The organism is Microbacterium ureisolvens, assembly GCF_019511645.1.
Taxonomy (GTDB): Bacteria; Actinomycetota; Actinomycetes; order Actinomycetales; family Microbacteriaceae; genus Microbacterium; species Microbacterium ureisolvens_A.
Window position 1 is genome coordinate 104748 of the sequence record NZ_JAEUAX010000009.1, and the last position, 24037, is coordinate 128784.

The following is a 24037-nucleotide window of genomic DNA, read 5'->3' on the forward strand; positions in this document are numbered from 1 at the left end:
CGGCGCGATCGCGCAGGAACGCCTCGGATCAGTGCGAACTCCGTGCGGTTCTGCGAAGACTGTGAGGGGACGGATGCCGCGTCCGCAGCTTCTACTCGCGCGTGCGCGCCTCGAGTTCGGCGCGGGCGGCCTCGATCGCGGCGTCGGTCGCGGAGTAGCCGTGCTCGGGACCGGGGAAGACGCCGCCGCGCACCTCGCGGGCGTACGCTGCGACGCCGGCCACCATGTCAGGACCGATGGCGCCATAGCGCTTGACGAACGCGGCGGTCCTGCCCTCGGTGATGCCGAGCAGGTCGTGGATCACGAGCACCTGGCCGTCGGCGGGACCGGCGCCGATGCCGATCACGGGGATCTCGAGCGCCGGCAGCACCACCGCGGCGACGTCGGCGGGCACCGCCTCGATGACGAGCACGCTCGCGCCGGCGTCCTGCACGGCGAGAGACTCGCGCACGATTCGTGCCGCCGACTCCGCGGTGCGTCCCTGGGCGCGCAGGCCTCCGAGCGCGACCGCGGTCTGCGGCGTGAGACCGACGTGCGCCACGACGGGGATGCCGGCCTCGGCGATCGCACGGATGCGGCTGAGTCGCGCCTCTCCCCCGCCCTCGAGCTTGACGGCGTCGGCGCCGGCCTCCTTGACGAACCGGATCGCGGTCGTGACGGCCTGCTCGTCCGACACCTCGGTCGAACCGAAAGGCAGGTCGGCCACGACGAACGCCGACTGCACGCCGCGGCGCACGGCACCCGCCAGCACGAGCATCTCCTCGACGGTGACCGCGACGGTCGAGTCGTGACCGAGCACGACCTGCGCGCCGGAGTCGCCCACGAGCACCATGTCGACCTCGGCCTGCTCCGCGACCCGAGCGGTCGGGTAGTCGTACGCCGTGACCATGACGATCGGCTCGCGGCGCGCCTTCATCTCGGCGAGTCGCTGGAGAGTGACCTGTGCGCGCATCACGCACCTCCTAGGACGGTGTTGTCGATGAGCCGCGTGCTGCCGACGCGGGCCGCGATCGCGACGAGAACGGGCTCGTCGACGACGGCGGCGGGGGCGAACGTGATCGGGTCGACGAAGGCCACATACTCCGGACGGATGCCGGCTGCCCCGAGCGTCTTCAGCGCCCGGGAGCGCAGCGCGTCGGTGTCGGCGGTGCCGGCGGCCACAGCATCCGTCACCTCCTGCAGGGCGTGCGGGATCGCGAGGGCACGGGCGCGCTCGTCGGGTGAGAGACGCGTGTTGCGGCTGGAGCGGGCGAGGCCGTCGGCGTCGCGCGACGTCGGGCAGATGACGAGGTCGACGGGGATGCCGAGGTCCGCGACGAAGCGCCGGATGACCGCGACCTGCTGGGCGTCCTTCGCGCCGAAGTAGGCGTGGTCGGGGAGCGCCGCGAGCAGCAGCTTCGTCACGACGGTGGCCACACCGTCGAAGTGGGCGCGGCCGCGCTCGGCGCCCTCGAGGGTCTCGGCGATCGGGCCGCTCACGCTCACGGTGGTGGCGAAGCCCTCGGGATAGACCTCGGAGACGTCGGGCGCGAAGACGACGTCGACGCCCTCGGAGTCCGCGAGTGCGAGGTCGGCCTCCTCGGTGCGGGGGTAGGCGGCGAGGTCGGACTTCTCGTTGAACTGCGCGGGATTGACGAAGATCGTCATGACGACGGTGTCGTCGGTCCTGCGGGCGGCCCGGAGGAGGGTCGCGTGGCCTTCGTGGAGGGCGCCCATGGTCGGGACGAGGGCGATGCTGCCGCCGCGGCGCTCGCGCAGTGCGGCACGCAGGTCGGCGACGGTGCGGACGACGATCATGAGCCCACCCCCTGGCGTGCGCGGAGGTCGCGGGTCGCGGCGACCAGGGCGTCGAACACGTGGGCGCGGTCCGGGAGCCGCTCAGCCACGGCGGCACGCTGGCGGATGACCGTCGCCTCGTCGCCGCGGGCGATCGGGCCGGTGAGGGCGGCGGCGCCGTGGGTCTCCCAATTGGCGACCGTTGCGCGCACGAGCGGCGCGAGCGCCTCGCGGGGGACTCCCGCGGTCGCCGCCAGGTCCTCGGCGAACGACTCCAGCGTCACGAGGAAGTTCGAGGCGATCGACGCAGCCGCATGGTACGCGGGACGGTCTGCATCGGAGACGTCGAAGGGCACCATGCCGAGCGCCTCGGCGAGCGAGTGGGCGGTCGCGCGGGCTCGTTCGCTCGAGCCGGCGAGGGCCGCGGGCATGCCTGCGAACGACGTCTCGCCGGTCACGGTCGTGAGGGGATGGATGCTGAGCGCCTCGTGCGGTGCGAGCGGTTCGAGGGTCGTCGCGCCCGAGAAATGCCCGACGAGGCGCCCTGCCGCGATGAGCGCGGCAGCGGCGCCGATCTCGGCATCCGGAACCGCGAGCAGCACGATGTCGGCGTCCTCGCCAGTCGCGCCGCGACCGAGGGGACCGTGCACATCGACGCCTGCTGCGCGGAGCGCAGAGGCCATCGCGCGGCCGACGCGGCCACCGCCGACGATCGCGACGCGGGCAAGCGCGTGCGCGGAGTGCGAGTCCGGCATCGTCGTCGTCTCCCGTCACGGCGCATGGATCCGGTCCAGGACGGCTGAACCAGGTTCAAAAATACCCGGGACGACGCCGGCAGGCGAACGGGACGGATCGACCGGCTCGTGCGACCGGCGGAGGAACGCAGCATCCGCCGCGCGTGAACGGGAGCGGCCCTCGACCGGCGAGAGTCGAGGGCCGCCGCTTCGGATCCCGCTACGCCTGAGCGGGCACTTTGTACGCCACGCGAACCCGGCCGATCTCGCCGTCGAAGGCGAACGGCATCTTGTCGGCGTACACCCTCGACACGGCGCCGCCGTATGCGCGGCCGACGTCCAGGCAGTCGTTCGCGGAGAACAGCAGCGGCGCGCTCACCGGCACCGTGCCCGTGGCGATCTCCGCGCCGTCGACCCTCAGCACGACGCTGAGCGGGCCGCCGGGTCGCGGCTCGAGGTACGAGGTCTCGATCTCGATCGTATGGTCGCCTGCGGCGAGCGGCTCGGACGCCGCGATCGTCGTCCGCTGCACGAGGAACAGGTTGTACTCGTACGTCAGGACGCCGTCGACCACGAACGCCGTGAGGCCGCCACCTGCCCCGCCGAGCTTGTACAGCACGCCGTTCGCCTGATCGCCGACCTTGACTTCGATCGATACGACGTTCGGCTTGTTGCCGAGGGCGGGTGCGCAGAACTCGGGCACGCGGAACGTATCGCCGGTGAACTCCCATTGCGTGTAGGGCGGAGAGATCCGCAGCTCGGGGTGCAGAGGTGCGACCCACAGCCCGCCGCCGATCGGCAGCACCTTGTTCTTGGCCGCCTCGATCGCGAACAGCTCCTTCATCGCGGCGAGCTTCTCGGGATGCTGATCGGCGAGGTCCTTCGACTGGCTCCAGTCCTCATCGAGGTTGTAGAGCTCCCACTTGTCGTCGTCGGGCGTCCAGGTCTGGATGCCGGCGGGCATGCCGGGCACCCAGGGCAGCCGCGGGCCGGTCGTCGACGCGATCCAGCCGTCCTCATAGATCGAACGGCTCGCCATGACCTCGAAGTACTGCACGCGGTGGCGGCCCTCCGCTGTCTTGTCGTCGATCGAGTACGCGAAGCTCGTGCCGTCGATCGGGTCCTGCGGGATGCCGTTCACGGTGTCGGGATGCGAGATGCCCAGGATCTCGTAGATGGTCGGCGCCAGATCGATCACGTGGTGGAACTGGGTGCGCGGCACGGGGTCGTGCTCGATGCGCCCGGGCCACTGGATGAACATCGGGTTGCGGGTGCCGCCGAGGTGTGAGGCCATCAGCTTCATGCCCTGGTACGGCGAGGAGCCGGCCCAGGCCCAGGCCGCGTGGTACTGGTTGTCGGTCGCCGGGGTGCCCAGGGCGTCGAGGCCGCCGAGCTCTTCGAGCGCCGCGATGTGCTGGTCGATCGTGGTCGGGATCATGTTCTGCGCGAGCAGCTCGCTGATCGTGCCGTTCTGGCCCTCGCCCGACGAGCCGTTGTCGCCCCAGATGTAGATGACGATCGTGTCGTCGGCGTACCCGAGCCGCTCGAGCTCGTCGACCACGCGGCCGGCCTGCACGTCCGCGTGCTCGCCGAAGCCGGCGCACACCTCCATGAGACGCGCCTGGAACGGCTTCTGGTGGTCGGGGATGTCGTCCCAGCCCTGCATCGAGTCCGGCCGCGGCGTGAGCACGGCATCCTCGGGGACCCAGCCCGCCGCTTTCGCTCCGGCGAGCGCGTCCTCCCGATAGGCGTCCCACCCGTCGTCGAAGACGCCCTTGTACTTGTCAGCCCACTCCTTGTGCACGTGGTGCGGGCCATGGATGGCGCCGGTCGCCCAGTACATGAAGAAGGGCTTGTCGGGCGAGAGCGCCTTGTGGTCGCGCAGCCACGCGATCGCGTCGTCGGCGATGTCCTCGCTGAGGTGGTAGCCCTCCTCGGGCGACTTCGGCGGCAGCACCGACGTCGTGTTGCGCACCAGGTTGGGCTCGTACTGCGACGCTTCGCCGGCCAGGAACCCGTAGAAGTACTCGAAGCCGTTGCCGGTGGGCCAATTCTCGTAGGGCCCGGCCTTGGTGGTCTCTTCGGCGGGCGTGTTGTGCCACTTGCCCCACGCCGCAGTCGAGTAGCCGTAGTTGCGCAGCACCTCGGCCATGGTGGCGCTCGACTTGGGAATGTGGCCCGAGTAGCCGTCCCAGTCGTTGGCGAGTTCGGCGATCTGGCCCGCGCCGACCCGGTGGTGGTTGCGGCCGGTGAGCAGCGACGCGCGAGTCGGCGAGCACATCGACGTGGTGTGGAAGCGGTTGTAGCCGATGCCGCCTTGACGGATGCGGTCGAGCGTCGGGGTCGCCACCTTTCCGCCGAGCGGCGCGGGCAGCGCGGGACCTGCGTCGTCGATGAGGATCACGAGCACGTTCGGCGCGTCCTCGTTCAGGTGGCGCTCCGGCGGCAGCGGCGAATACGTCGACTCGGCGAGCGTGCGCCCCGCGTAGCTGCCGGACGGCTTCGGCGGGAAAGGGAGCGTCCGTGCAGGTGGGAGCGGCGTGCCCACGACGGAGCGGCGGTCGTCAGCGGTCATGAGTGTCTCCTGTCCCCCAGCAGTGGGCGGGCGCAACGGGCCCCCCAGAGGTCACGGTATCGAGCGGCGCGCTCAGCGGACATCATGCGGATCGCGTGAACACCTCCACCGCGGTGAACACTGCGTGACTGCGGCGGAAGCTGCCGGGACGGGGCGGGGTCTGCGCACGCAGAGACGCGACCTTCCTGCCACTACCAGGATATCCGGGGGTGGGGGCCTTGCGGCAAGGGCCCCTCGAGGGCGCATACTGGTCGGTCGCGACGCTCCCCTGCCCCGTTCCTCCACACTCACTCCGCTCGAACCGCGTCGCGAAGCCGCCAGGAGCCGATGCCGTGAATTCCTTTCCGATCAGCGATTCGCCCCCTTCCTCCCGTCCATTCGATGCCGCCGCGTTCCACCTCCCCGCTCGGCTCGCCGCCAAGTCCGACCCGGTGCTGATCGGCGGCGACGAGCAGCACTTCGCCGCGATCGCCGACACACTCGCGCGCTCGATCGCGGGACTCGAACAGCGCCTTGGCGAGCTGCGCCGCCGCCCCGCCGGGCACGGCCAGGCGGGCGTCGAGCGCGATATCGAGATCCACCGCGTGTCGGCGCGGCTGCGGGTGTTGCGCCGCTTCGGCGTCGACGCGTGCCTGGGTCGCATGGTTCCCGCCGACGGCTCCGACCTCGTCTACATCGGCCGCTTCGGATTGACGGATGCCGCCGGCCGCCGCCTCCTCGTCGATTGGCGCACGCCGGCCGCCGGGCCGTTCTTCTCCGCCACGCACGCGCACCCGTCGGGGCTCGTCAGCCGCCGCCGATACCGGTGGACGGGCGGCCACGTCACCGACTACTGGGATGAGGTGTTCACCGCCGAAGGGCTCGATCACAACGCCGCGCTGGACGACCAGTCCGCGTTCATCGCCAGCCTCGGAGCCAGCCGCTCTCCGCGCATGCGCGACGTGCTCGGCACGATCCAGTCCGACCAGGACGCGATCATCCGCGCCGGCTCACGTGGTGCGCTCGTCGTCGACGGAGGCCCCGGGACGGGCAAGACCGTGGTGGCGCTCCACCGTGCCGCGTACCTCGTCTACTCCGACCCGCGCTTCGGGGAGGGGCGCGGTGGCGTGCTGTTCGTCGGCCCGAGTCCCGCGTACCTCTCGTATGTCGAGGATGTGCTCCCGAGCCTCGGCGAGGAGAGCGTGCAGACCTGCACGCTGCGCGATCTCGTCGCCGAGGGTGCGACGGCCGAGCCCGAGGCCGACCCGGTCGTCGCGCGCCTGAAGGCCGACGCGCGCATGGTGGATGCGATAGAGCCCGCCGTGCGGCTCTACGAGGAGCCGCCGGAGGAGGGCCTCGTCGTCGAGACACCGTGGGGCGAGCTGTGGCTCGCACCCCAGGACTGGGCCGAGGCGTTCGCGTCGGCCGAGGCGGGCCTGCCGCACAACGAGGCGCGCGACCAGGTGTGGGAGACGGTGCTCGACATCCTCACCGACCAGGTAGACGGCGAAGAGGTGCCACTGCACCAGCTGCGGCGGGCGCTGGCCCGCAATGAGGAGCTGACCCGCACCTTCGGTCGCGCATGGCCGCTGGTCGAGGCATCCGTTCTCGTGTCCGATCTGTGGAGTGTTCCCGCGTATCTGCGGCGCTCGGCGCCGTGGCTCGAACCGGATGAGATCGAGGCGCTGCAGAGGACGGATGCTGCGGCCTGGACCACCGCGGACCTGCCGCTGCTCGACGCGGCACGGCGACGGCTGGGCGACCCGGGCGCGTCACGGCGCCGGCGGGAGCGCGACGCGAAGCTCGCGCAGGAGCGGGAGTACATGGCGCAGGTCGTCGACCGCCTCAAGGAGGCCGGCGACGAGATGCTGCAGTGGCTCGACGGCGACGACCTGCGCAACAGCCTCGTCGACGAATCGGTGCTCGACGTGGTCGACCCCGACCTCCTCGCGGGGCCGTTCGCGCACGTGATCGTCGACGAGGCGCAGGAGCTGACCGATGCGGAATGGCGGATGCTGCTGGCTCGCTGTCCGTCGCGCAGCTTCACGGTGGTCGGCGATCGGGCGCAGGCGCGTCATGGCTTCCACGAGTCGTGGCAGGAACGCCTGGAGCACGCCGGTCTGACCGAGGTCGCCGTGTCGTCGCTCACGATCAACTACCGCACCCCCAGCGAGGTGATGGCCGAGGCCGAGCCGGTGATCCGCGCCGCGATCCCGGACGCGAACGTGCCGACCTCGATCCGCTCGAGCGGAGTGCCGGTGCGCCATGGCGCGGTGGCGGAGCGCGACGCGATCCTGGCCGAATGGCTCGACGCGCACGGCGAGGGCGTGGCCTGCGTGATCGGCGACCCCTCGCTCGCACCGCAGGAGCGTGTGCGCACGCTCACCCCCGAGCTGGCGAAGGGCCTCGAGTTCGACCTCGTCGTGCTCGTCGAGCCGTCGGCGTTCGCCGAGGGCATCGAGGGCGCCGTCGACCGGTACGTGGCGATGACCCGCGCGACCGAGCGGCTGGTCGTGCTGGAGGGCTCCTAGCCGAGCACCGCGCTCGCGCTTGACCGGCACCGAACCCAGGAGTAGACCTCTTGGCGTTGGGCTGAGCGGAGGCGCATCCATGTCCGTCCGGTTGAGCGGAGCGGCCTTATCGATTCCCGGGGTCGCGGTGGCCCTGGTCTTGATCCTGGCCGGATGCTCGGCGCCGAGTGCGGGAACCTCCTCGACGCCGCCCGTCGGGCCGAGTCGGGAAGAGTCGACGCCATCGATGTCACCCGGCTCCGAACCGACGATGACTCCCCAGTGGTGCGAGGGTGCGGAATTCCCCCGTGCGTCGCTGGATGAAGCAGCGCTCCCCGCGAAGGGTGAGCGACTGACTCTGGATGAGGACCCGTGCTTGACGGCGAAGAGCCTTCTCGGCTCATACACCTGGCTCGAGGACCAGGGCATCGACGCCGATCTCATCCAGGGCTTTCAGAGCGTCGGCGGCGTCGAGCCGTGGACGGCTCCCCTCGCCGACGGCAGCGGCGACTGCATCCTCATCCGTGCGGACGACGACAATGGCTGGCGCGACATCGCGTGCGACTCCCCCGGCGTGCCCGCAGAGGTCGAGCGCACGGTGGACGGCGCAATACTGCGGCTCACGATAGGGGTCGACGGAGTCGTCGCGCAGGTCACTTCGCCGTGACCGTGATCCCCGGCGGGGTGCGAGGCGTTGGTCATGGCTCTCGTCCCGATCGCGCGGAGGGAACGGCGATCCCTCGCGACACTGCGCACGAGACCCTGGGTCGACTCATGAGTGTCGTAGGTTTGTTCTAATCTCACGGTATGTGCTCGACCGATGCCCTCCATTGCGACGACGCCGCGATGATCGTCGGCGAGCTGGCTCGGGTGCGGCGTGCGCAGGCGGCACTGGAGGCGGAACGCACCCGGCTGCTGGATGAGCTGCGGCGCGTCAGCGAGAATCACCAGGAGCAGATCGTGTCATACGACCCGGGCTCACCGGCCGCGAAGAAGGCGGCGCGCGGCAAGGATGTCGCGACGGATGCGGCGGACTGGGTGGCCCGCTCCACCCAGGCCGAGGTCGCCTGCGTGCTGCGGGTCACCGAACGGCAGGCCGCCGACCTGCTGCGGGAGGCCCGGGTGCTGTGCGCCGACCTGCCCGCCACCATGACCGCCCTCGCCTCCGGCGAGATCTCCTACAAGCACGCCACCGCTCTGGTCGAGGACGCCGAGATGTTCACGCCACTGCACCGGGCCGCGTTCGAAGACGCCGTCCTCGCGGGCCGGCTCGATGTCACGGCGGGCCGGTTCGCGCACCGCTGCCGCCGGATCCGGGAACACCTCGACCCCGACACCATCCAGGAACGCGCCCACGGCGCGATGCAGTCGCGGGACGTGACCGTGCACCCCGCCCGCGACGGCATGGGCTGGCTAATGGTCTACGGCCCCATCATGCAGATCCACCTCGCCCACACCCTGCTCACCGGAACCGCGAAAGACGAACAAGAAGCCGGGGACCCGCGCACGTTGGGCCAGTTGCGGTTCGACGCGCTCATCGACGCGCTGCTGCGCAACGACCGTCCCCTCGGCGTACCCGACAGCGCCGACCCGGCGAAGTCGCTGCGCCCCGTCCGCGTTGACGTCACCGTCACCGTGCCCGCGCTCACCCTGCTCGGTCAGGGCGACGAGCCCGCCGTGCTCGACGGGTACGGACCCATCCCGCTCGACGTCGCGCGCACCCTCGCCGCCGGCGCCACCTCCTGGCGGCGGGTGCTCACCCACCCCGTCACCGGCATCCGCCTCGTCTACGACCGCACCACCTACAAGACCCCCGCCGCCCTGCGCGCCTGGCTCGCCGACCGCGACGGCACCTGCCGGTTCCCCGGCTGCGACACCCCCGCCACCGGCTGCGAAACCGACCACAACCTGGCATGGGAACACGGCGGCTGCACCGACCACGACAACCTCGCCCACCTCTGCAAGAAACACCACCGCCTCAAACACCACACCCGCTGGACCGCCCGCCTCGACGAGGAACTCCTCACCTGGACCAGCCCCACCGGGCACGAATACACCACCAGCACCCGCGAAGACCGCGCCCCCGCACTCACCCCGCTCCGCACCTGAGGCGAGGGCACCCGGTAGCCGGAGGGACGAGAAGGCGTGTTGGCGCGCGGACAGCATCGCCGCCGTCGTGTTCGAGACCGTTTCCGGCGGAACCGGCGCGAATCGCCGTGATGGGCTCAGCCGCGCTGCAGGTAGTGGCGCACGGTGTCGTCCCGCTCGACGAGGAACCGGTCGTCCTCCGGGTAGTACACCGCCCTGTCGATGTCGTCGCCCGCGAACCCCCGGATGCTGTCGAGGCTGTCCCACCGCGAGACGGTCAGGATCTCCGTCAGGCCGTCGGCGAGCTCGCGCGTCAGGGTCCACGCGTCCTTGTTTCCCGCACGCGCGCGATACTCCGCAATTCCCGTTCGCTCGACGTAGGCGACGTATTCGTCGCGGTCCTCCGTGCGGATCACTCCACGCCACACTCTGACGATGTTCCGATGATGGCTGTGGTCTTCGACGTCGGGCTCTGCCCGCGCGACGTCGGCGACCTCCTCCTCGGGGCGCGGTGGGATCGTCTCGTCGACTTCGAGCTCGGGGATGCTCGACTCACCCGGCCGGGGAACGTGGGGGTGAGAGAAGTGCTCGTCATAGGTGGACACCGCGACTCCTTCCTCAGGCGACAGTCACAGCGTAGATCCAGCCGGGGTCAGCGCACCCGCAGTTCCTCCGGCAGCACGACGACATCGACCAGCGCGCCGTTGCGCCAGACCGTCATCTCCATACGGCGGCCGATCGCGCCCTCGACCATGCGCCGCTGCAGCGCCGTCGGGTCGGCGATCGTGGCGCCGTCGAGCGACAGCACGATGTCGCCGACGCGAGCACCAGCCACGGCGGCCGGGCTGTTGGGCACCACTGAGACGACCTGCATCCCGACCTTCGACCCCGCCTTCGCCGCGACCTCGGGACCGAGCGGCACGGTCGAGCCGGCGATTCCCAGCCACGCACGTCGCACGCGACCCGAGACGCGCAGAGCGTCGATGATCTCCCGCGTCGTGGCGTTGATCGGCACCGCGAGCCCCAGGCCGATGCCGGCGACCGCGGTGTTCACCCCGACCATACGGCCGGCGCTGTCGGCGAGCACGCCGCCGCTGTTGCCGGGATTGAGCGCCGCATCTGTCTGGATCACCTCGTCGATGACCCTTCCTGAGCGCGTCGGCAGCGATCGTCCGAGTGCCGACACGATCCCCGCGGTCACGCTCCCCGAGAACCCGCGCGGGTTGCCGAGCGCCACGACGAGCTGCCCGACCCCGAGTTTCGCGGCGTCCCCCATCGTCAGCGGTGGCGGGGTGTCGACGTCGGCGCGCAGAACCGCGAGGTCCGACAAGGGGTCGGCGCCGATGACGGATGCTGCCGCCAACGTGCCGTCGGGAAACGCGACCTCCACCCCGATCGCACCCTCGACCACATGCGCGCTCGTGAGCAGGTGCCCCTCCGACGTGATGACCGAGGCGCTGCCCGCGCCCGCGCCCTGGCGCGTGCGCACGCTCACCGCCGCGACCGACGGCAACACGGTCTGCGCGACGCGCATGACCGTCGAGGAGTAGGCGTCGAGTGCCTCCTGGTCGTCCACGAAACCAGTGTCGACCCGTCACGGATGCTGCGGCCGAAGTTCGCCGAAGGCGGAAGGGACGTCAGGGCGCGTCATCCCACCAATCCAGCACCCGCGTGCCGATCAGGGTGAGCCACCGCGAGGGCTCCCCCTCCGCGACGTCGACGTCGAACCAGGTACGACCAGGCAGCGGCGTGGTCTGCAGCCAGGTGCCGTCGCGCTGCCGAGCCGCGCGCACGACCTCGACAGCGTCCGCGAGCCGACGATCGGGCGGTGTGCCCTCGAGAAGCGCGACGTCGCGGAAGTGGTCGAGCGCGACCAGCGCGCTGTACCGATGGCGGTTCGGATACACGAAGCGCGTGACGAAGTCGCCGACGAGCTCGCCGGTCGTCGCCCGGTTCATCAGGTGGCGTGAGAGGAGGTACTCCTCGCCGCCGTGGCGCGCGTCGCGCATGCGCGTGTCACCCGTGAGCCGCTCGTACGCGAGGATGCCACGCGCCGCGTTGAGCGTCGAGTGGAACGACGAGCGCACCGAGTCTCCCTCTTCGGCCTCGCAGTTCCAGCCGCCGTCGGCGAGGCGATGCTCGGGGAACCAGGCGACCAGCCGCGACACGTCGGCCCCGAGCCAGGCACCGGCGGCCAGCGTGTACGAGTTGATGCAGACGTCGATCTCGCCGCCCCAGTACGGCAGGTCGTCGTACTCCCACCGGCTGTGCGCCGCGAGCTTGTCGGCGGTACCGTCGAGCGCGGGCGCGTCGACGCCCCACTCGCGGAGGTCCTTGAGCGCCCAGGTGGTGGCGACCCAGGGCTGGCCGGGCTCGTCCTGCTCCGGGCTTCCGAAGAACCCGGCGGGGAAGAAGGCACCTCCCGCCCATTGCCCGTCGGCGTCCTGTTCCGCGAGCAGCCGCGCACCGAAGCCCTCGGTCGCCACCCGCGCACGCGTCGCCTCCCAGACCTCGGGCGGAGCCCCCGCGATATCGCGCTCCACCTGCCAGCGCAGGGCCGGGTCGGAATCGAGAAGCCAGTCGAGCACACCGCGATCGATGGTCATGCGGGCCAGAGTAGTCACCCCCGGCGACGGCGGGTGATCGCCTGCCGAATGCACGGCGCGGCGGCGGGCCGCGGCATCCATCGTCAGAGAAGCGTGAGGATCGTTGCCCGCCGACGCGCGCCCCAGGGAGAATTGCCCGATGCCCATCGTCGACAACGGCGTGTATGTCGCCGGCAAGCGGATCGAGAATCCGTCGAGCCTCCAAGAGACCTTCGAGTACACCCGCGCACAGCATGGGATGGCGTGGATCGGGCTCTTCCGCCCGACCCCGGAGGAGATCGCGCAGGTCGCGGACGAGTTCACCCTGCATTCACTGGCCGTCGAAGACGCCCTCACGGGACACCAGCGTTCGAAGCTGGAGCGGTATGGCGACATCCTCTTCGTGGTGCTGCGCCCCGCGCGGTACATCGACGAGAGCGAGACCGTCGAGTTCGGCGAGCTGCATGTGTTCGTCGGGCCGGATTTCATCGTCACGATCCGGCATGCCGAGTCTCCCGACTTGAGCCGGGTGCGCAGGCGGATGGAGCACGAGCCCGAGCTGCTCGCGCTCGGCCCGGAGGCGGTGCTCTACGCGATCCTCGACGAGGTGGTCGACGAGTACTACCCCGTGATCGAGGGCGTCGAGAACGACATCGACGAGATCGAGGACGCGCTGTTCGAGAACGGCGGCGTCACGCTCTCCAAGCGCATCTACGACCTGTCGCGCGAGGTGATCACCCTGCAGCGTGCGGTCGCCCCGCTGGCCGACATGCTCGACTCGCTGCAACGCGGCGCTCCGAAGTATCAGGTCGACCTCGAACTGCAGCGGTCGCTGCGCGACGTGCACGACCACGCCCTGCGCATCATCGACAAGACGGCGGCGTTCCGCTCGATCCTCGACAACGCCCTCACCGTCAACGCGACGATCGTCACGCAGCGCCAGACCGACACCGCTCTCGTGCAGAACGAGCAGGTCAAGAAGATCTCGGGCTGGGCGGCGATCCTCTTCGGCCCCACGCTCGTGGGAACGATCTACGGCATGAACTTCGAGTACATGCCGGAATTGGAATGGCCGCTCGGCTACCCGATGGCACTCGCCCTCATGGCGGCGACGAGCCTCACGCTCTACTGGGTGTTCCGCAAGAGGCACTGGCTCTGACGCCGACGAGCAGAGCGGACGCCCAAGGCGAGGCGCTGCTCTGCTCGTCGGCGAGCCCCTGTGGTCAGCGAGCGATCTCCTCGAGCTTCTTCTGAAGCTCCTCGCTCGTGTGGGTCTCCTGGTCGAGGTTGGCCGTCAGCAGCGTGACGGCATCGACGGCGCCCTGAGCGCGGGTGGCGATGATGAGCGACTGGTACGCCGAGATCTCATAGTGCTCGTTGCCGAGCGCCGCCGAGAGCGTCACCTGATCACGCAGGGCGGCCGCGGATCGCGAGATGAGCGACTCCGCCTGCTTCGCGATGCCCTTCGTGCTCGGCGAAGCCGCGGTCGACTCGGGCAGCTCGAGCACGCCGAACACCTTGCGCAGGTTCTCGATCTGCTCCCGCGTCTCGTCGGCGTGGTGCCGGAACATCTTCTTGATGTCAGCCGAGCGGGCGGCCTGCTCCAGCTCGCCCAGCGCGGCCAGGGAGTCTTCCTCCATCGTCATGGCCGTCCGCAGCTGGAACCGAAGCAGGTCGACGGGGGACTCGAGCGTGGTCTGGGACATAACAGCTCCTTTCCGGATCCCGCGACTCTAGGCAGTTGCGAAGGATCGGTGCACGGGGGTTGCATGAGTTGCCGTGCTTCGCTACGGGTCAGCGCGATGTCAGAGGCACCCGGGAGCGTCGCACCGGGAGTCACGCGCTTCGCCGAAACCGAACGGGCCCTCTGGACACGGATGTGTACACCGTATACATTGCCGTCATGCCCCAAGTCGTGCTCTATGCGTCGATGTCTCTCGATGGGTTCGCCACGGGTCCTGATGACGACCTGTCGGTGCTGCACGGATGGGCGTTCGGAGACACGACGATGCAGATGCATCCGCAGGTCGGCAACGAGTTCCTCAACGCCGGCGCAGTGATCTTCGGCGCCCGCACTCTTCGAGCGGGCGATGCGGCGTGGGCAGGCGAGGATGTCTTCCCGATGCCGGTGTTCGTTCCCACGCACGAGGCGCGCGAGCCGGTGATCAGGAATGGCTCCCTCTTCACGTTCGTGGATTCCGCGGAAGACGCTCTCACCCAGGCCGTGCAGGCGGCGGGCGATCGCGACGTGTACATCATGGGCAGCCCCAATGTGGCGCAGCAGCTCTTCTCAGCCGGCACGGTCGACGCGGTGGAGCTCGCGATCACGGGAGTCCTTCTCGGCTCGGGCATAAAGCTGTTCGATCATCTTGCGCACACGCCCATCCGACTGCAGCCGACGCGTGTGATCCCGTCCAGGGGGATCACGCACGTGAGGTACAACGTGCAGCACTGACCCAGAGGGGAAGAGGAACGAGATGAGACCCCTTCGATACGCGATCAACGTCACACTCGACGGCTGCTGCCACCACGAGGCGGGGCTCGCCCCAGACGAGGAGTCGATGCACTACTGGGCCACGGAGGTGGCCCGAGCCGATGCCCTGCTCTTCGGCCGGGTGACCTACCGGATGATGGAGTCGGCGTGGCGGCGGCCGGCCACGGGCACGTGGCCGGACTGGATGCGAGAGTGGGAGATCCCGTTCGCCGAGACCATCGACCGGGCCCAGAAGTACGTCGTGTCGAGCACTCTGGATGGCGTCGATTGGAACGCCGAGTTGCTGCGAGGCGACGTCGGGCAAGCGGTTCAGGAGCTGAAGCAGGAGCCGGGCGAGGGTCTGTTCGTGGGTGGCGTGACCCTCCCGCTCGCACTGGCCGATCTGGGACTGATCGACGAGTACGTGTTCCTCGTGCAGCCGATCATTGCCGGACACGGGCCGACGTTGCTCGCCGGTCTTCGCGAGCGCATCCAGCTCGAGCTGGTGGATCGCCAGGACTTCCGATCGGGAGCCGCCGCCCTGCGGTACCGGCCGGCGCCGGCAGCAGCTTGAGCCGACTGATCGGACTCGGTCATGAGGTAGCGGGGCGTGTGGCGCATCAGGTGTCCTTCCGGGTGAGGCGGGTACGCACCGCAAGTCCGGCGCAGGCGACGACGGCGAGGCCGCCGAGCACGGTCGGCAGTCCGATCCGCTCGTGCAGCAGCAGGGCGGACCACAGGATGCCGAGCACGGGCTGGATGAGCTGCACCTGACTGACCTGGGCGATGGGGCCGATCGCGAGGCCCCGGTACCAGGCGAAGAAGCCGAGGAACATGCTCACGATCGCGAGGTAGGCGAACGCCGCCCACTCGACCGTCGTCGCCGCGGGCGGCTGCTGGATCCAGCCCACGGCGGCGCCGGCGAGCATCAGCGGCGATGCCAGCACGAGCGCCCACGAGACCGTCTGCCAGGCGCCGAGCTCGCGGGCGAGCAGGCCGCCCTCGGCGTAGCCGAGCGCGCACAGCAGCACCGCGAGGAACAGGAGCAGATCGGCTTCATGCAGGGCTCCCAGTCCGCCGTTCTGCAGCGACGCGAATGCCAACGCCGCGATCGCACCGAGCACCGCGAAGACCCAGAAGGATGCGGTCGGCCGCTCCCGTCCGCGCAGCACCGCCATCACCGCCGTCGCGGCCGGGAGCAGTCCGATCACGACGACCGCGTGGCTCGCCGGCACGGCGGCGAGCGCGAACGACGTGAGCAGCGGGAAGCCGATCACCACGCCTGCGGCGACGATCGTCAATCGCGCCCACTGCGCGGCGCTCGGCGCCGGGACCGTGTCCGGCCGCCGGTGCCGCGTGAACGAGAGCGCCAGCATGGCGAGCACGGCGGCGGCGACCGCCCGCCCGCAGCCGACGAACAGCGGCGACAGCCCGCCCACCGCGACGCGGGTGAACGGCAGCGTGAACGAGAAGGCGACGATTCCCACGAGTCCCCAGCCGAGGCCATCGAGGTGCGGTAGCACGGTCGTGGACGCGCGAGTAGCGCTACTCTTCCCTGACATGAAACAGGATAGCACCGCTCGCATCGTGACCGGCCTCCGCGCCTGGATCTCGGTCGCGCCACCCGGGTCTCAGCTGCCGTCCAGTCGCGCCCTCGTCGCCGAGTACGCGGCGAGCCCCGTCACGGTGCAGAAGGCGCTGCGCCGGCTCGCCGAGGCAGGGCTCGTCGAGAGCCGCCCCGGCGTCGGCACGTTCGTACGCGCACAGCGCCCGGCGCGACCTGCGGACTACGGGTGGCAGACCGCGGCGCTCGGCACTGCGCAGCCCCGCGTCTCCAGGCTGTCGTCGACGCAGCGGTCGGTCGCACCCGATGCCATCAGCCTGCACTCCGGGTACCCGGCATCCGATCTGCTTCCCGAACGCGCGGTGCGCGCAGCCGTCACCCGCGCGGCGCGCTCGAGTGCCGCGATCACCCGCTCGCCCGTGACCGGGATGCCGGAGCTCCAGGACTGGTTCGCCCACGAGCTCGCCGCAGCCGTCCCCGCCGGAGTCGCCCCTCCGACGGCACGGGATGTGCTGATCACCTCGGGGAGTCAGAGCGGGCTCTCATCGATCTTCCGCGCCGCGGTCGGGACGGGCCGGCCGCTCGTGATCGAGTCGCCCACCTACTGGGGTGCCATGCTCGCCGCGGAGCAGGCGGGCGTGACGCTCGTACCGGTGCCGTCCGGACCCCACGGCCCTGACCCCGAGGAGGTCCAGCGGGCACTGGAACACAGCGGCGCCCGTGCCTTCTACGCCCAGCCGACCTTCGCCAACCCCACCGGGGGGCAATGGCCGAAGGCGACCTCCGACGCGATACTCGAGATCGTGCGCCGGCGCGGCGCGTTCCTCATAGAGGACGACTGGGCCCACGATCTCGCGATCGACGCCGACCCGCGCCCGATCGCCGCGCAGGATGACGACGGTCACGTCATCTATCTGCGCTCGCTCACCAAGAGCGTCTCTCCCGCGCTCCGGGTCGCGGCCGTCATCGTCCGCGGCCCCGCGCGCGAGCGGATCCTCACCGATCGCGCGGCCGAGTCGATGTACGTCAGTGGATTGCTGCAGGCGGCGGCACTCGACGTCGTCACTCAGCCGTCGTGGCGCACACACCTCAAGGGACTCCGCGGACAGCTGCGCAGCCGCCGCGACCTGCTGCTCGACTGCGTGCGCGAGCACGCCCCCGCCGCCCACATCGCGTCGACCCCTCGCGGCGGGATCAACCTCTGGGCGCGCCTTCCCGACGGGACGGACACCGGGCTCGTCGTGCGGGAGGCGGAAGCCCGCGGGCTCATCATCGCGGCGGGCGACGAGTGGTTCCCGACCGAGCCGTCGGGGCCCTTCATCCGCCTCAACTACTCCAGCGAAGACCCGCGCCGGTTCGACGATGCGGCGCGCATCCTGGGCGATGTGCTCGCTCGCACGCAGCGTTGAGCCGCCTCCGCGGCGGCACGCCATCCGCCCCCGCGTTACCGCCCGTGTCCCGGTGTTTCATCGCCTCGTGGACGGGAACCGATGCTCCTGTCTAGCGTCGTGGCACGGCGCCGGAGAGACGCTCTCCCGCCGGTTCGGGGGCGCGCCGACATCCGGCTCGCGCGAGAGGAGGACGACATGTCGTGGACGCACAGCTTCAGCATCGGAAGCCTGGACGACGGGGTCCCCATCCGCCTCGTCGAGGCGCGGGACGCCTTCATCGACGCGCAGCGCGCGCTCGAGGCGGCCCGTGAAGACCTCCTCGCCGCGCATGCGCAGACCAGCAGGCTCTGGGGGACGGGCCGCTGAACGAGATCGCCCGGGTGAGGACCTGTGCATTCCCGAAGCGCTCGGCGGGCACCCGCTGCTCGACTCCTCCCCCACGACGCGTTTCTCGCTCATCCGGCCTCCGCAACCGGTCGGCTGAGCCTTGCGCAACGATGATCGACGAACTCGCGGAACGCCGTCCCCCGCGGCTGACCTGGAACCAAGACGCCGACGAACAACTGCTTCCGCTAGGCAAGTCAGGCGTCGAACCGGCGCTGCACGTCGGCGTAGCCGAGTGCGCCGTCGAGGAAGTCGAGGGTGCCGGCGTAGCGCAGCTCCTGCCCGGCGCGCTCGACAGCCGTCAGTGCGGCGCGCGCGATGCTGCCTCCGACGCTGACCCGCTTCACCCCGAGGGAGAAGAGCGTGGGCGCGGGGATGATCGGCGCACTCAGCCCCGCGACGACGTTGACCGGCGCCGGGATCTCCGCGACGAGCCGGCGGATGGTGTCCTCGTCCGTGACGCCAGGCACGAAGACGCAGTCCGCCCCGGCCTCGACGTAGCGCTGGGCGCGTTCGACGGTCTCGGCGAAGGGATCCTCCATCCCGCCGATGAAGAAGGCGTCGGTGCGGGCGTTCAGCACGAAGGTGCCGGTCGGCGCGGCGGCACGCGCAGCGACGAGCCGCTCCGCCGCTGCGTCGACAGGGAACAGTGAGCCCCCGGCGGCGTCTTCGATGTTGCCCCCGACGACCCCGAGCTCGGCGGCGAGCGCGACCGTGCGGCCGACCTCCTCCGGGGTGTCCCCGTAGCCGGCCTCGAGGTCGGCGCTCACCGGCAGGTCGACGGCGGCCGAGATCTGCGCGACGCGCTCGAACATCACCGCGGGGTCCAGCGCTCCCCCGTCGGCGACTCCGTACGACCACGCGATGCCGGCGCTGGTCGTCGCGATCGCGGGGAAGCCCACCTGCGCGAGGACGCGCGCGGTCCCGGCATCCCACGCGTTGGGAATGACGAATCCGGCGCCGGAGTGCAGCGCGAGGAAGTCCGAAGCCTGATGTGCCGGCACGAATCGCCCCTTTCTGAATCCGCGGACACCCGCCCTCGTGACCTTAGGCGCGCGGCGTCACCGGCGGTAGCCCCGCGACCACCTGGACCGTGTCCAGCGTGGGGTCTGCCGCGTAGGCGATGCGGCCGCCGTCGGCCCGCGCCTCGCGCAGGGCGTCCAGCGCACCCGCGGTGACGATCTCCCCCGGCGCGAGAACCGCCACCCCGGGTGGGTACGGCGCGATGAGTTCCGCGCACACGCGTCCGATCGCAGCATCCGCGTCCACCGTCTCATGTGCCGCGAAGAAGGCCTCGCGCGGGGTGAGCGCAGGCTGCGACTGCACCGACCATGCCGCAGAGGGTGTGACCGGACGAGGGATGCCGCGGTGTCGGTCGATCGCGGCCGTCAGCGCCTCGACCAGCTCCGTGAGGGAACGCTCGTCGTCGGCCACGGTGACCAGCGGCACGAGCACGTCGCGATCGGCCATCTCGAGCGTGATTCCCCGGGCGAGGAGGTCGTCCTCGATCGCGTGACCGTGCGCGCCCGTGCCCGCGATCAGCACGACGAGCTTCGCCGGGTCGACGACGAGTGCACCATCGGGATGGCCGGCACCACGCCCCTCGAGCACCGTCACGCCCTCGACCGCCGACAGCTGCCGGCGAGCCTGCGCCACCAGCCCCACCAGCCCGCCCACGAATTCCTCTCCGTGGCGCTGGAGCATCGCGCGCGAGGCATCCGTGCTCGCCAGGATCGCGCCGGCGGAGCTGGTGGTGTGGGAAGCCTCGAACCCGCGCTGCAGCCGGTCCGGGTCGAGCAGCCCGCCGTCGCGTGTCGTGCGCGCGAGCAGCAGCGCACCCTGGCTCCAGGCGGGGAGGGTCTTGCGGGCGCTCGTGACGAGAGCGTCGGCGCCGCGGTCGAGTGCATGTGCCGGCACGAGAGACGAGAACCCGAAGTACGCGGCCCATGCCGCATCCACGACGAGGGGGACGCCGGCGGCGTGGGCAGCGTCGGCGAGACCGGCGATGTCGGACAGCGTGCCGACGTACGACGGGTCGCCGATCAGCACGCCGCAGGCGTCCGGGTTCGCCGCCAGCGCGTCCCGCACCGCATCCACCGGGACGGCGCCGGGCAGGCCCGTCGCGACGTCGATCTCCGGGCGCACCCACACCGGCCGGAGCCCCGCGAACACGATGCCGAGCAGCACCGAGCGGTGCAGCGTCCGCGACACGACCACCGGCTGCCCTGGCCGCCCGAGCGCGAGCACCGCGGCCTGGTTCGCGTGCGTGGAGCCGCCGACCGATAATCGGCACCAGTCGACGCCCCAGGCATCGGCCGCCCGCGCCTCGGCGGCGGCGAGCAGTCCGCGGCTCTGCTTCATCGTGTCGAGCCCGGCGAACAGCGGGGCATCGCCGCGCACCACCTCGCCGAACAGGTCGACCCGGTGTTTGTGCCCCGGGATGCTGAACGGCGCCATCCCGCCGGCATCCACGTCGCTCTGGAACTGCAGCCACGCCTCGAGCAGCGGGGCGCCCGCCGCGTAGCCGCGGGGATCGCGGGGGTCGATCGCGCTCACGCGCCAGCCGCCAGGAACCGGCCGACGGCGTCGGCGACCGCGCCGGGAAACCGCGCCAGCCGGCCCAGGTCAGGTGCTTCCACGATGAACGACCCTAGCGGTGGCCGGCAGAAGAGGTTACACACCCCGGGGTCCGGCTCGCGGCCACGCAGCCGTGGCGGGTCAGCCGTCCGAACTCGACGGCGAGGGCGTCGGGGCACTCGCCGCCTCCTGCAGGCCGGAGATCGCCTGCTCGAACGCGGCGATGGTGGCCGCATCCACCGTTCCCGTCGGCTCGACGCCCAGCTCGGTCTGGAAGGCCTGCACCGCGGAGGTCAGCTCGGGCGTCCACACGCCGTCGACGGGGCCGTCCCAGAAGCCGACGAGCTTCAGCGTCTGCTGGATCGCCGCGGTCGTCGCGACCGACTCCTGAGCGGCGGCCCCGCCCAGCTCGGTCAGCGTGGCCTGCAGCGCCTCGGCAGTCGCCTTGTCGACGGTGCCGGTGACCGGGAGTCCGGCGGCCTCCTGCAGGTCCTCGACGGCCTGGACGGTCAGCGGCCCGTATACGCCGTCGACGTCGCCCGTGTAGTACCCCGCGGCGACCAAGTCCTGCTGCAGCGCCGACGTGTACGCGCGCACGGCGGCCTGGGCCTCGACGGCCTGCTCGTCAGTCAGGCAGCCGGCGTCGGCGAACAGCGCGAGCCACGCCACCTCGAGCGCGACCGCGGCGCTGTTGAACTGCTCGGCCGCGTCCTTCAGGGGCGTGTCGTCGGTGACGGATGCCTCGGCCGCCGCCAGCTCGGACTCCGCCTGCTCCACCCGCTCGACGGACGCCGTGGTCGCGAGCGGCGTGCTCGAGGGTTCGGCCGGAGCGGGCGCGGCGGGTGTGCCCGTGGAGCCGGCCTCGGCCTCGGCGAGCGCGATCTGGGCGTCGACCAGCTCCTGCTGTGCCTGCTGGAGCGCCTGGTTCGCCGCGACAGCCGCCTCGGCGCTGTCGACGGCGTCCTTCCGGGGCTCGGCGAGGTCGGCGCCCGCGTCGCGGACGTCGCCGACGGTCGGGGCGGTGTCGTTGAGCACGTCGCCGTAGCGGTCGAGCGCCTCGATGTAGTCCTTGCTGGCACCGCAGAAGGCACTCGAGGCGGCGGTGAGCTCGGTCTGCGCGTCGGCGACCGCCTTCTCCTTCGCCGACACCTGGGCATTGGCCCGCTCGACCGGATCCGCCTCACCGGCGCAGCCGGCGAGAACCGCGGCAGCGACCGTGCCCGCGATGACCATGGCGCCCAGCCGCGCCGACACCCTCGTGCGATACGTCACCACGTCGCGCCCCTCCTGAACCGAAGCATGTGAAGCTCATCATGACAGCGCGACACGTCGTGCGGCGTCACGCGGATCACGTGAGTCCGCGCTTGCCGACGCGGCCTGATCACGGGGATGCGTCCCGTCGCCGCCTCCGGTCCGTCACGCCTCGCGGAGGAGTCCGGCGCTGCCCATCAGCCGGGTGGGAGTCAGAAGAATGGTGACCCGGAGCGGGTTCACGCGCGGCTGACGGTACCGTTCGGCGTAGAGGCTGACCGCGAGCGCGACCTCGTCGGGGTCTTCGTGCACCGTCGCCGTGCCCTGGAAGGAGAGCCAGCGGGCGCCGTCCACCTGACTGACCGTGGCCGTGCCATCGCGGCGCACGTTGCGGACCTTCTGCGAGTCGCGGGACGTGATGATCCGCAGCACCCCCTCGTGCAGCGTGAAGCCGACCGCGACCGCGTGGATGCCGCCCCAGGGGGCCAGCGTCGAGAGCGTGCCGATGTGCCGTTCACGCACGAACTCGAGGCCCGCCTCCGACAGTTCCCGCACCCTCCCACGCTATCGGAGGCTGAGCGGGGCGACGCGACGGGGCTCCCGCCGGGCCCGTGCAGAACCTACAGTCGATGAGGGACCCGAAGAGGCGCCTTCCGCACCCGAGGAGGAGGCAGGAATGGTGACCAGCATTCCGCTGTCAAGTGGAACACGGATGCCGCAGCTCGGCCTGGGCGTCTACCTCGTGACCGACGTCGCGGTCTGCGAGTCGAGCGTGCGGTCCGCCCTGGGCTCGGGGTACCGGCTCATCGACACCGCGGCCATCTACCGCAACGAGCGGGCGGTGGGACGCGGCATCCGCTCGTCGGGAGTCCCCCGCGAGGAGATCTTCCTCACGACGAAGCTGTGGCCCTCCGACTACGCCTACGCCAAGGCGCGCGCCGCGATCGGGGGCGCCCTGGAACGGCTCGACTGCGGACCTCTCGACCTGCTGCTTCTGCATCAGCCGGTCGGCGACGTGAAGGGTGCGTGGCGGGCCATGGAGGATGCGGTCGATCAGGGCGTCGTCGGGGCGATCGGGGTGAGCAACTTCACCGTGTCGGATTTGGAGCGCCTGCTGTCGGCGGCGCGGATCCCGCCTGCCGTGGACCAGGTCGAGCTGCACCCGTATTGGCAGCAGCCGGAGCTTCTCCCCTACCTCGCCCAGCACGCGATCGTGCCCGAGGCCTGGTACCCGCTCGGCCACGGTTCGAGCACGCTCCTGGCGGAGCCGGCCGTTGTGGGCGCGGCGGCGGCCCACGGCAAATCGGCGGTGCAGGTGATCCTGCGCTGGCACGTGCAGCGCGGCTTCGTGGCGATCCCGAAGTCGACGAATCCGACGCACATCGCGGCGAACATCGACGTCTTCGACTTCGAGCTGAGTCCCGCCGAGATGGCGGGAATCGACGCGCTCGGCAAGGACCGTCCGATGCTGCGCCTGCCCCGCTGGCTGATGGCGGCCACCATGCCGCTGGCGCGGCCGCGCCCGCTCGGGTAAGACGACCGGGGCTGGGCTTCGCGCCCCCGCAGCGCCTGGCTGGCCGACCGCGTCGCCCAGCTCGAGACGCCCCCGACGGTGCGTGGATCATCAGCGATGTCGTCATGCTCGTCTGAGCCGGGTCAGCCGGTGCGCGTGCCGACGATGGTAGACGGAGGGAAGGGACCGGCCTGGGCCGTGCCCGTCAGCCGGTTCCCGACCACATGGAGGGTGACGGCCAGGGACATCGGCAGCGGTGCGACCAGGTCGAGCGTGAACTCGGCTGTGTCGCCGGACACCGTTCCCCCGCGAATCGCGATCGGGCCAGTAGGACCGATCGCGGTACCGCTCAGCGAGGTGCCGACCGTCGCCAGAGTGACGTCGAAGTGGTGGGAACCCGCTAGTGTCGCGACCTCGAGCGCCCACTTGCCGTCTATAGCTGCCACGCCGGCATCTCCTTCGTCCGGACGACCAACGCTGTCGTCCAAGCCATTCTGCTCCCCCGGACACCCTGGATGCGGGGGGTGTGGGCAATCGGGCGTGTTAACGCGAAATGGCCACCCTGCGTTGGGTGGCCATTTCGTGAAGGGGTGTCCGGCGGTGTCCTACTCTCCCACAGGGTCCCCCCTGCAGTACC

At 70.9% G+C, this 24037-nt stretch carries 23 protein-coding genes; 9 read left to right on the forward strand and 14 right to left on the reverse strand.

The window, feature by feature from the left end:
* Window positions 1-91: 91 nt before the first annotated feature.
* The 4 genes from panB to JNB61_RS15390 form a co-directional block, all read right to left on the reverse strand.
* On the reverse strand, window positions 92-952 hold the full coding sequence (gene panB / locus JNB61_RS15375) for a 3-methyl-2-oxobutanoate hydroxymethyltransferase (protein ID WP_220340167.1): 861 nt from the start codon (window positions 950-952) through the stop codon (window positions 92-94).
* Window positions 952-1797: a pantoate--beta-alanine ligase gene (gene panC, locus JNB61_RS15380; RefSeq protein WP_220340168.1), complete on the reverse strand. Its 846-nt coding sequence runs from the start codon at window positions 1795-1797 to the stop codon at window positions 952-954. Before panC ends, panB begins: the two co-directional genes overlap by 1 nt.
* Window positions 1794-2531: a DUF2520 domain-containing protein gene (locus JNB61_RS15385; RefSeq protein WP_220340169.1), complete on the reverse strand. Its 738-nt coding sequence runs from the start codon at window positions 2529-2531 to the stop codon at window positions 1794-1796. Before JNB61_RS15385 ends, panC begins: the two co-directional genes overlap by 4 nt.
* Window positions 2532-2730: 199 nt before the next feature.
* Window positions 2731-5085: an arylsulfatase gene (locus JNB61_RS15390; protein WP_220340170.1), complete on the reverse strand. Its 2355-nt coding sequence runs from the start codon at window positions 5083-5085 to the stop codon at window positions 2731-2733.
* Between the two features lie 332 nt (window positions 5086-5417).
* Here JNB61_RS15390 and helR point away from each other — a divergent pair, with 332 nt between their 5' ends.
* From helR to JNB61_RS15405, 3 genes are all read left to right on the forward strand, one after another.
* Complete coding sequence (helR, locus tag JNB61_RS15395) at window positions 5418-7595, forward strand: RNA polymerase recycling motor ATPase HelR (RefSeq protein WP_308291278.1); 2178 nt, start codon at window positions 5418-5420, stop codon at window positions 7593-7595.
* A 355-nt stretch (window positions 7596-7950) separates the two neighbouring features.
* On the forward strand, window positions 7951-8241 hold the full coding sequence (locus JNB61_RS15400; RefSeq protein ID WP_220292656.1) for a hypothetical protein: 291 nt from the start codon (window positions 7951-7953) through the stop codon (window positions 8239-8241).
* Window positions 8242-8381: 140 nt separating this feature from the next.
* A complete protein-coding gene (locus tag JNB61_RS15405) occupies window positions 8382-9683 on the forward strand; it encodes an HNH endonuclease signature motif containing protein (RefSeq protein ID WP_220340171.1) in 1302 nt (433 codons plus the stop codon).
* 116 nt (window positions 9684-9799) lie between these two features.
* Here the strand turns inward: JNB61_RS15405 and JNB61_RS20155 are convergent, their stop codons facing one another.
* The 3 genes from JNB61_RS20155 to JNB61_RS15420 form a co-directional block, all read right to left on the reverse strand.
* Window positions 9800-10267, reverse strand: a complete 468-nt coding sequence (locus JNB61_RS20155) for a hypothetical protein (RefSeq protein WP_223214876.1) — start codon at window positions 10265-10267, stop codon at window positions 9800-9802.
* A gap of 47 nt (window positions 10268-10314) precedes the next feature.
* On the reverse strand, window positions 10315-11238 hold the full coding sequence (locus JNB61_RS15415) for a S1C family serine protease (protein WP_220340172.1): 924 nt from the start codon (window positions 11236-11238) through the stop codon (window positions 10315-10317).
* 61 nt (window positions 11239-11299) lie between these two features.
* Window positions 11300-12268 carry a squalene cyclase gene (locus JNB61_RS15420; RefSeq protein WP_220340173.1) on the reverse strand — a complete coding sequence of 323 codons (969 nt, stop codon included), beginning with the start codon at window positions 12266-12268 and terminating at the stop codon, window positions 11300-11302.
* A 139-nt stretch (window positions 12269-12407) separates the two neighbouring features.
* Between JNB61_RS15420 and corA the strand changes: the two genes are divergently transcribed.
* Window positions 12408-13406 (forward strand): magnesium/cobalt transporter CorA, encoded by a 999-nt coding sequence (corA, locus tag JNB61_RS15425; protein WP_220340174.1) that lies wholly within the window; start codon window positions 12408-12410, stop codon window positions 13404-13406.
* A gap of 64 nt (window positions 13407-13470) precedes the next feature.
* On the opposite strand, the gene JNB61_RS15430 is transcribed toward corA, so the two are convergent.
* On the reverse strand, window positions 13471-13953 hold the full coding sequence (locus tag JNB61_RS15430; protein ID WP_159847252.1) for a DUF892 family protein: 483 nt from the start codon (window positions 13951-13953) through the stop codon (window positions 13471-13473).
* A gap of 197 nt (window positions 13954-14150) precedes the next feature.
* Here JNB61_RS15430 and JNB61_RS15435 point away from each other — a divergent pair, with 197 nt between their 5' ends.
* Window positions 14151-14702: a dihydrofolate reductase family protein gene (locus JNB61_RS15435; RefSeq protein WP_220340175.1), complete on the forward strand. Its 552-nt coding sequence runs from the start codon at window positions 14151-14153 to the stop codon at window positions 14700-14702.
* A gap of 22 nt (window positions 14703-14724) precedes the next feature.
* Window positions 14725-15294, forward strand: coding sequence for a dihydrofolate reductase family protein (locus tag JNB61_RS15440; protein WP_220340176.1), 570 nt, complete (start codon window positions 14725-14727; stop codon window positions 15292-15294).
* A gap of 46 nt (window positions 15295-15340) precedes the next feature.
* Here JNB61_RS15440 and JNB61_RS15445 read toward each other — a convergent pair whose 3' ends face one another.
* On the reverse strand, window positions 15341-16282 hold the full coding sequence (locus JNB61_RS15445; protein ID WP_220340177.1) for a DMT family transporter: 942 nt from the start codon (window positions 16280-16282) through the stop codon (window positions 15341-15343).
* On the opposite strand from JNB61_RS15445, the gene JNB61_RS15450 reads away from it, so the two are divergent.
* Together JNB61_RS15450 and JNB61_RS15455 are read left to right on the forward strand one after the other, a co-directional pair.
* Window positions 16281-17693 carry an aminotransferase-like domain-containing protein gene (locus JNB61_RS15450; RefSeq protein ID WP_220340179.1) on the forward strand — a complete coding sequence of 471 codons (1413 nt, stop codon included), beginning with the start codon at window positions 16281-16283 and terminating at the stop codon, window positions 17691-17693. The two genes, JNB61_RS15445 and JNB61_RS15450, sit on opposite strands and share 2 nt — an antisense overlap.
* A gap of 177 nt (window positions 17694-17870) precedes the next feature.
* Window positions 17871-18041 (forward strand): hypothetical protein, encoded by a 171-nt coding sequence (locus JNB61_RS15455; RefSeq protein ID WP_159847261.1) that lies wholly within the window; start codon window positions 17871-17873, stop codon window positions 18039-18041.
* Between the two features lie 215 nt (window positions 18042-18256).
* On the opposite strand, the gene JNB61_RS15460 is transcribed toward JNB61_RS15455, so the two are convergent.
* The 4 genes from JNB61_RS15460 to JNB61_RS15475 all read right to left on the reverse strand — a co-directional run bounded on the left by JNB61_RS15460 (window position 18257) and on the right by JNB61_RS15475 (window position 22442).
* On the reverse strand, window positions 18257-19063 hold the full coding sequence (locus JNB61_RS15460; protein WP_220340180.1) for an isocitrate lyase/PEP mutase family protein: 807 nt from the start codon (window positions 19061-19063) through the stop codon (window positions 18257-18259).
* A 43-nt stretch (window positions 19064-19106) separates the two neighbouring features.
* Window positions 19107-20615, reverse strand: coding sequence for an aminotransferase class I/II-fold pyridoxal phosphate-dependent enzyme (locus tag JNB61_RS15465; protein ID WP_220340181.1), 1509 nt, complete (start codon window positions 20613-20615; stop codon window positions 19107-19109).
* 162 nt (window positions 20616-20777) lie between these two features.
* On the reverse strand, window positions 20778-21911 hold the full coding sequence (locus tag JNB61_RS15470) for a peptidoglycan-binding domain-containing protein (protein ID WP_308291279.1): 1134 nt from the start codon (window positions 21909-21911) through the stop codon (window positions 20778-20780).
* Window positions 21912-22052: 141 nt separating this feature from the next.
* The gene (locus JNB61_RS15475) at window positions 22053-22442 is read right to left on the reverse strand and encodes a PPOX class F420-dependent oxidoreductase (RefSeq protein ID WP_220340182.1); all 390 of its coding nucleotides are present in this window, start codon (window positions 22440-22442) and stop codon (window positions 22053-22055) included.
* A gap of 121 nt (window positions 22443-22563) precedes the next feature.
* On the opposite strand from JNB61_RS15475, the gene JNB61_RS15480 reads away from it, so the two are divergent.
* A complete protein-coding gene (locus tag JNB61_RS15480; protein WP_220340184.1) occupies window positions 22564-23421 on the forward strand; it encodes an aldo/keto reductase in 858 nt (285 codons plus the stop codon).
* A gap of 122 nt (window positions 23422-23543) precedes the next feature.
* Here the strand turns inward: JNB61_RS15480 and JNB61_RS15485 are convergent, their stop codons facing one another.
* On the reverse strand, window positions 23544-23846 hold the full coding sequence (locus JNB61_RS15485; RefSeq protein ID WP_220292688.1) for a hypothetical protein: 303 nt from the start codon (window positions 23844-23846) through the stop codon (window positions 23544-23546).
* Window positions 23847-24037: the final 191 nt, after the last annotated feature.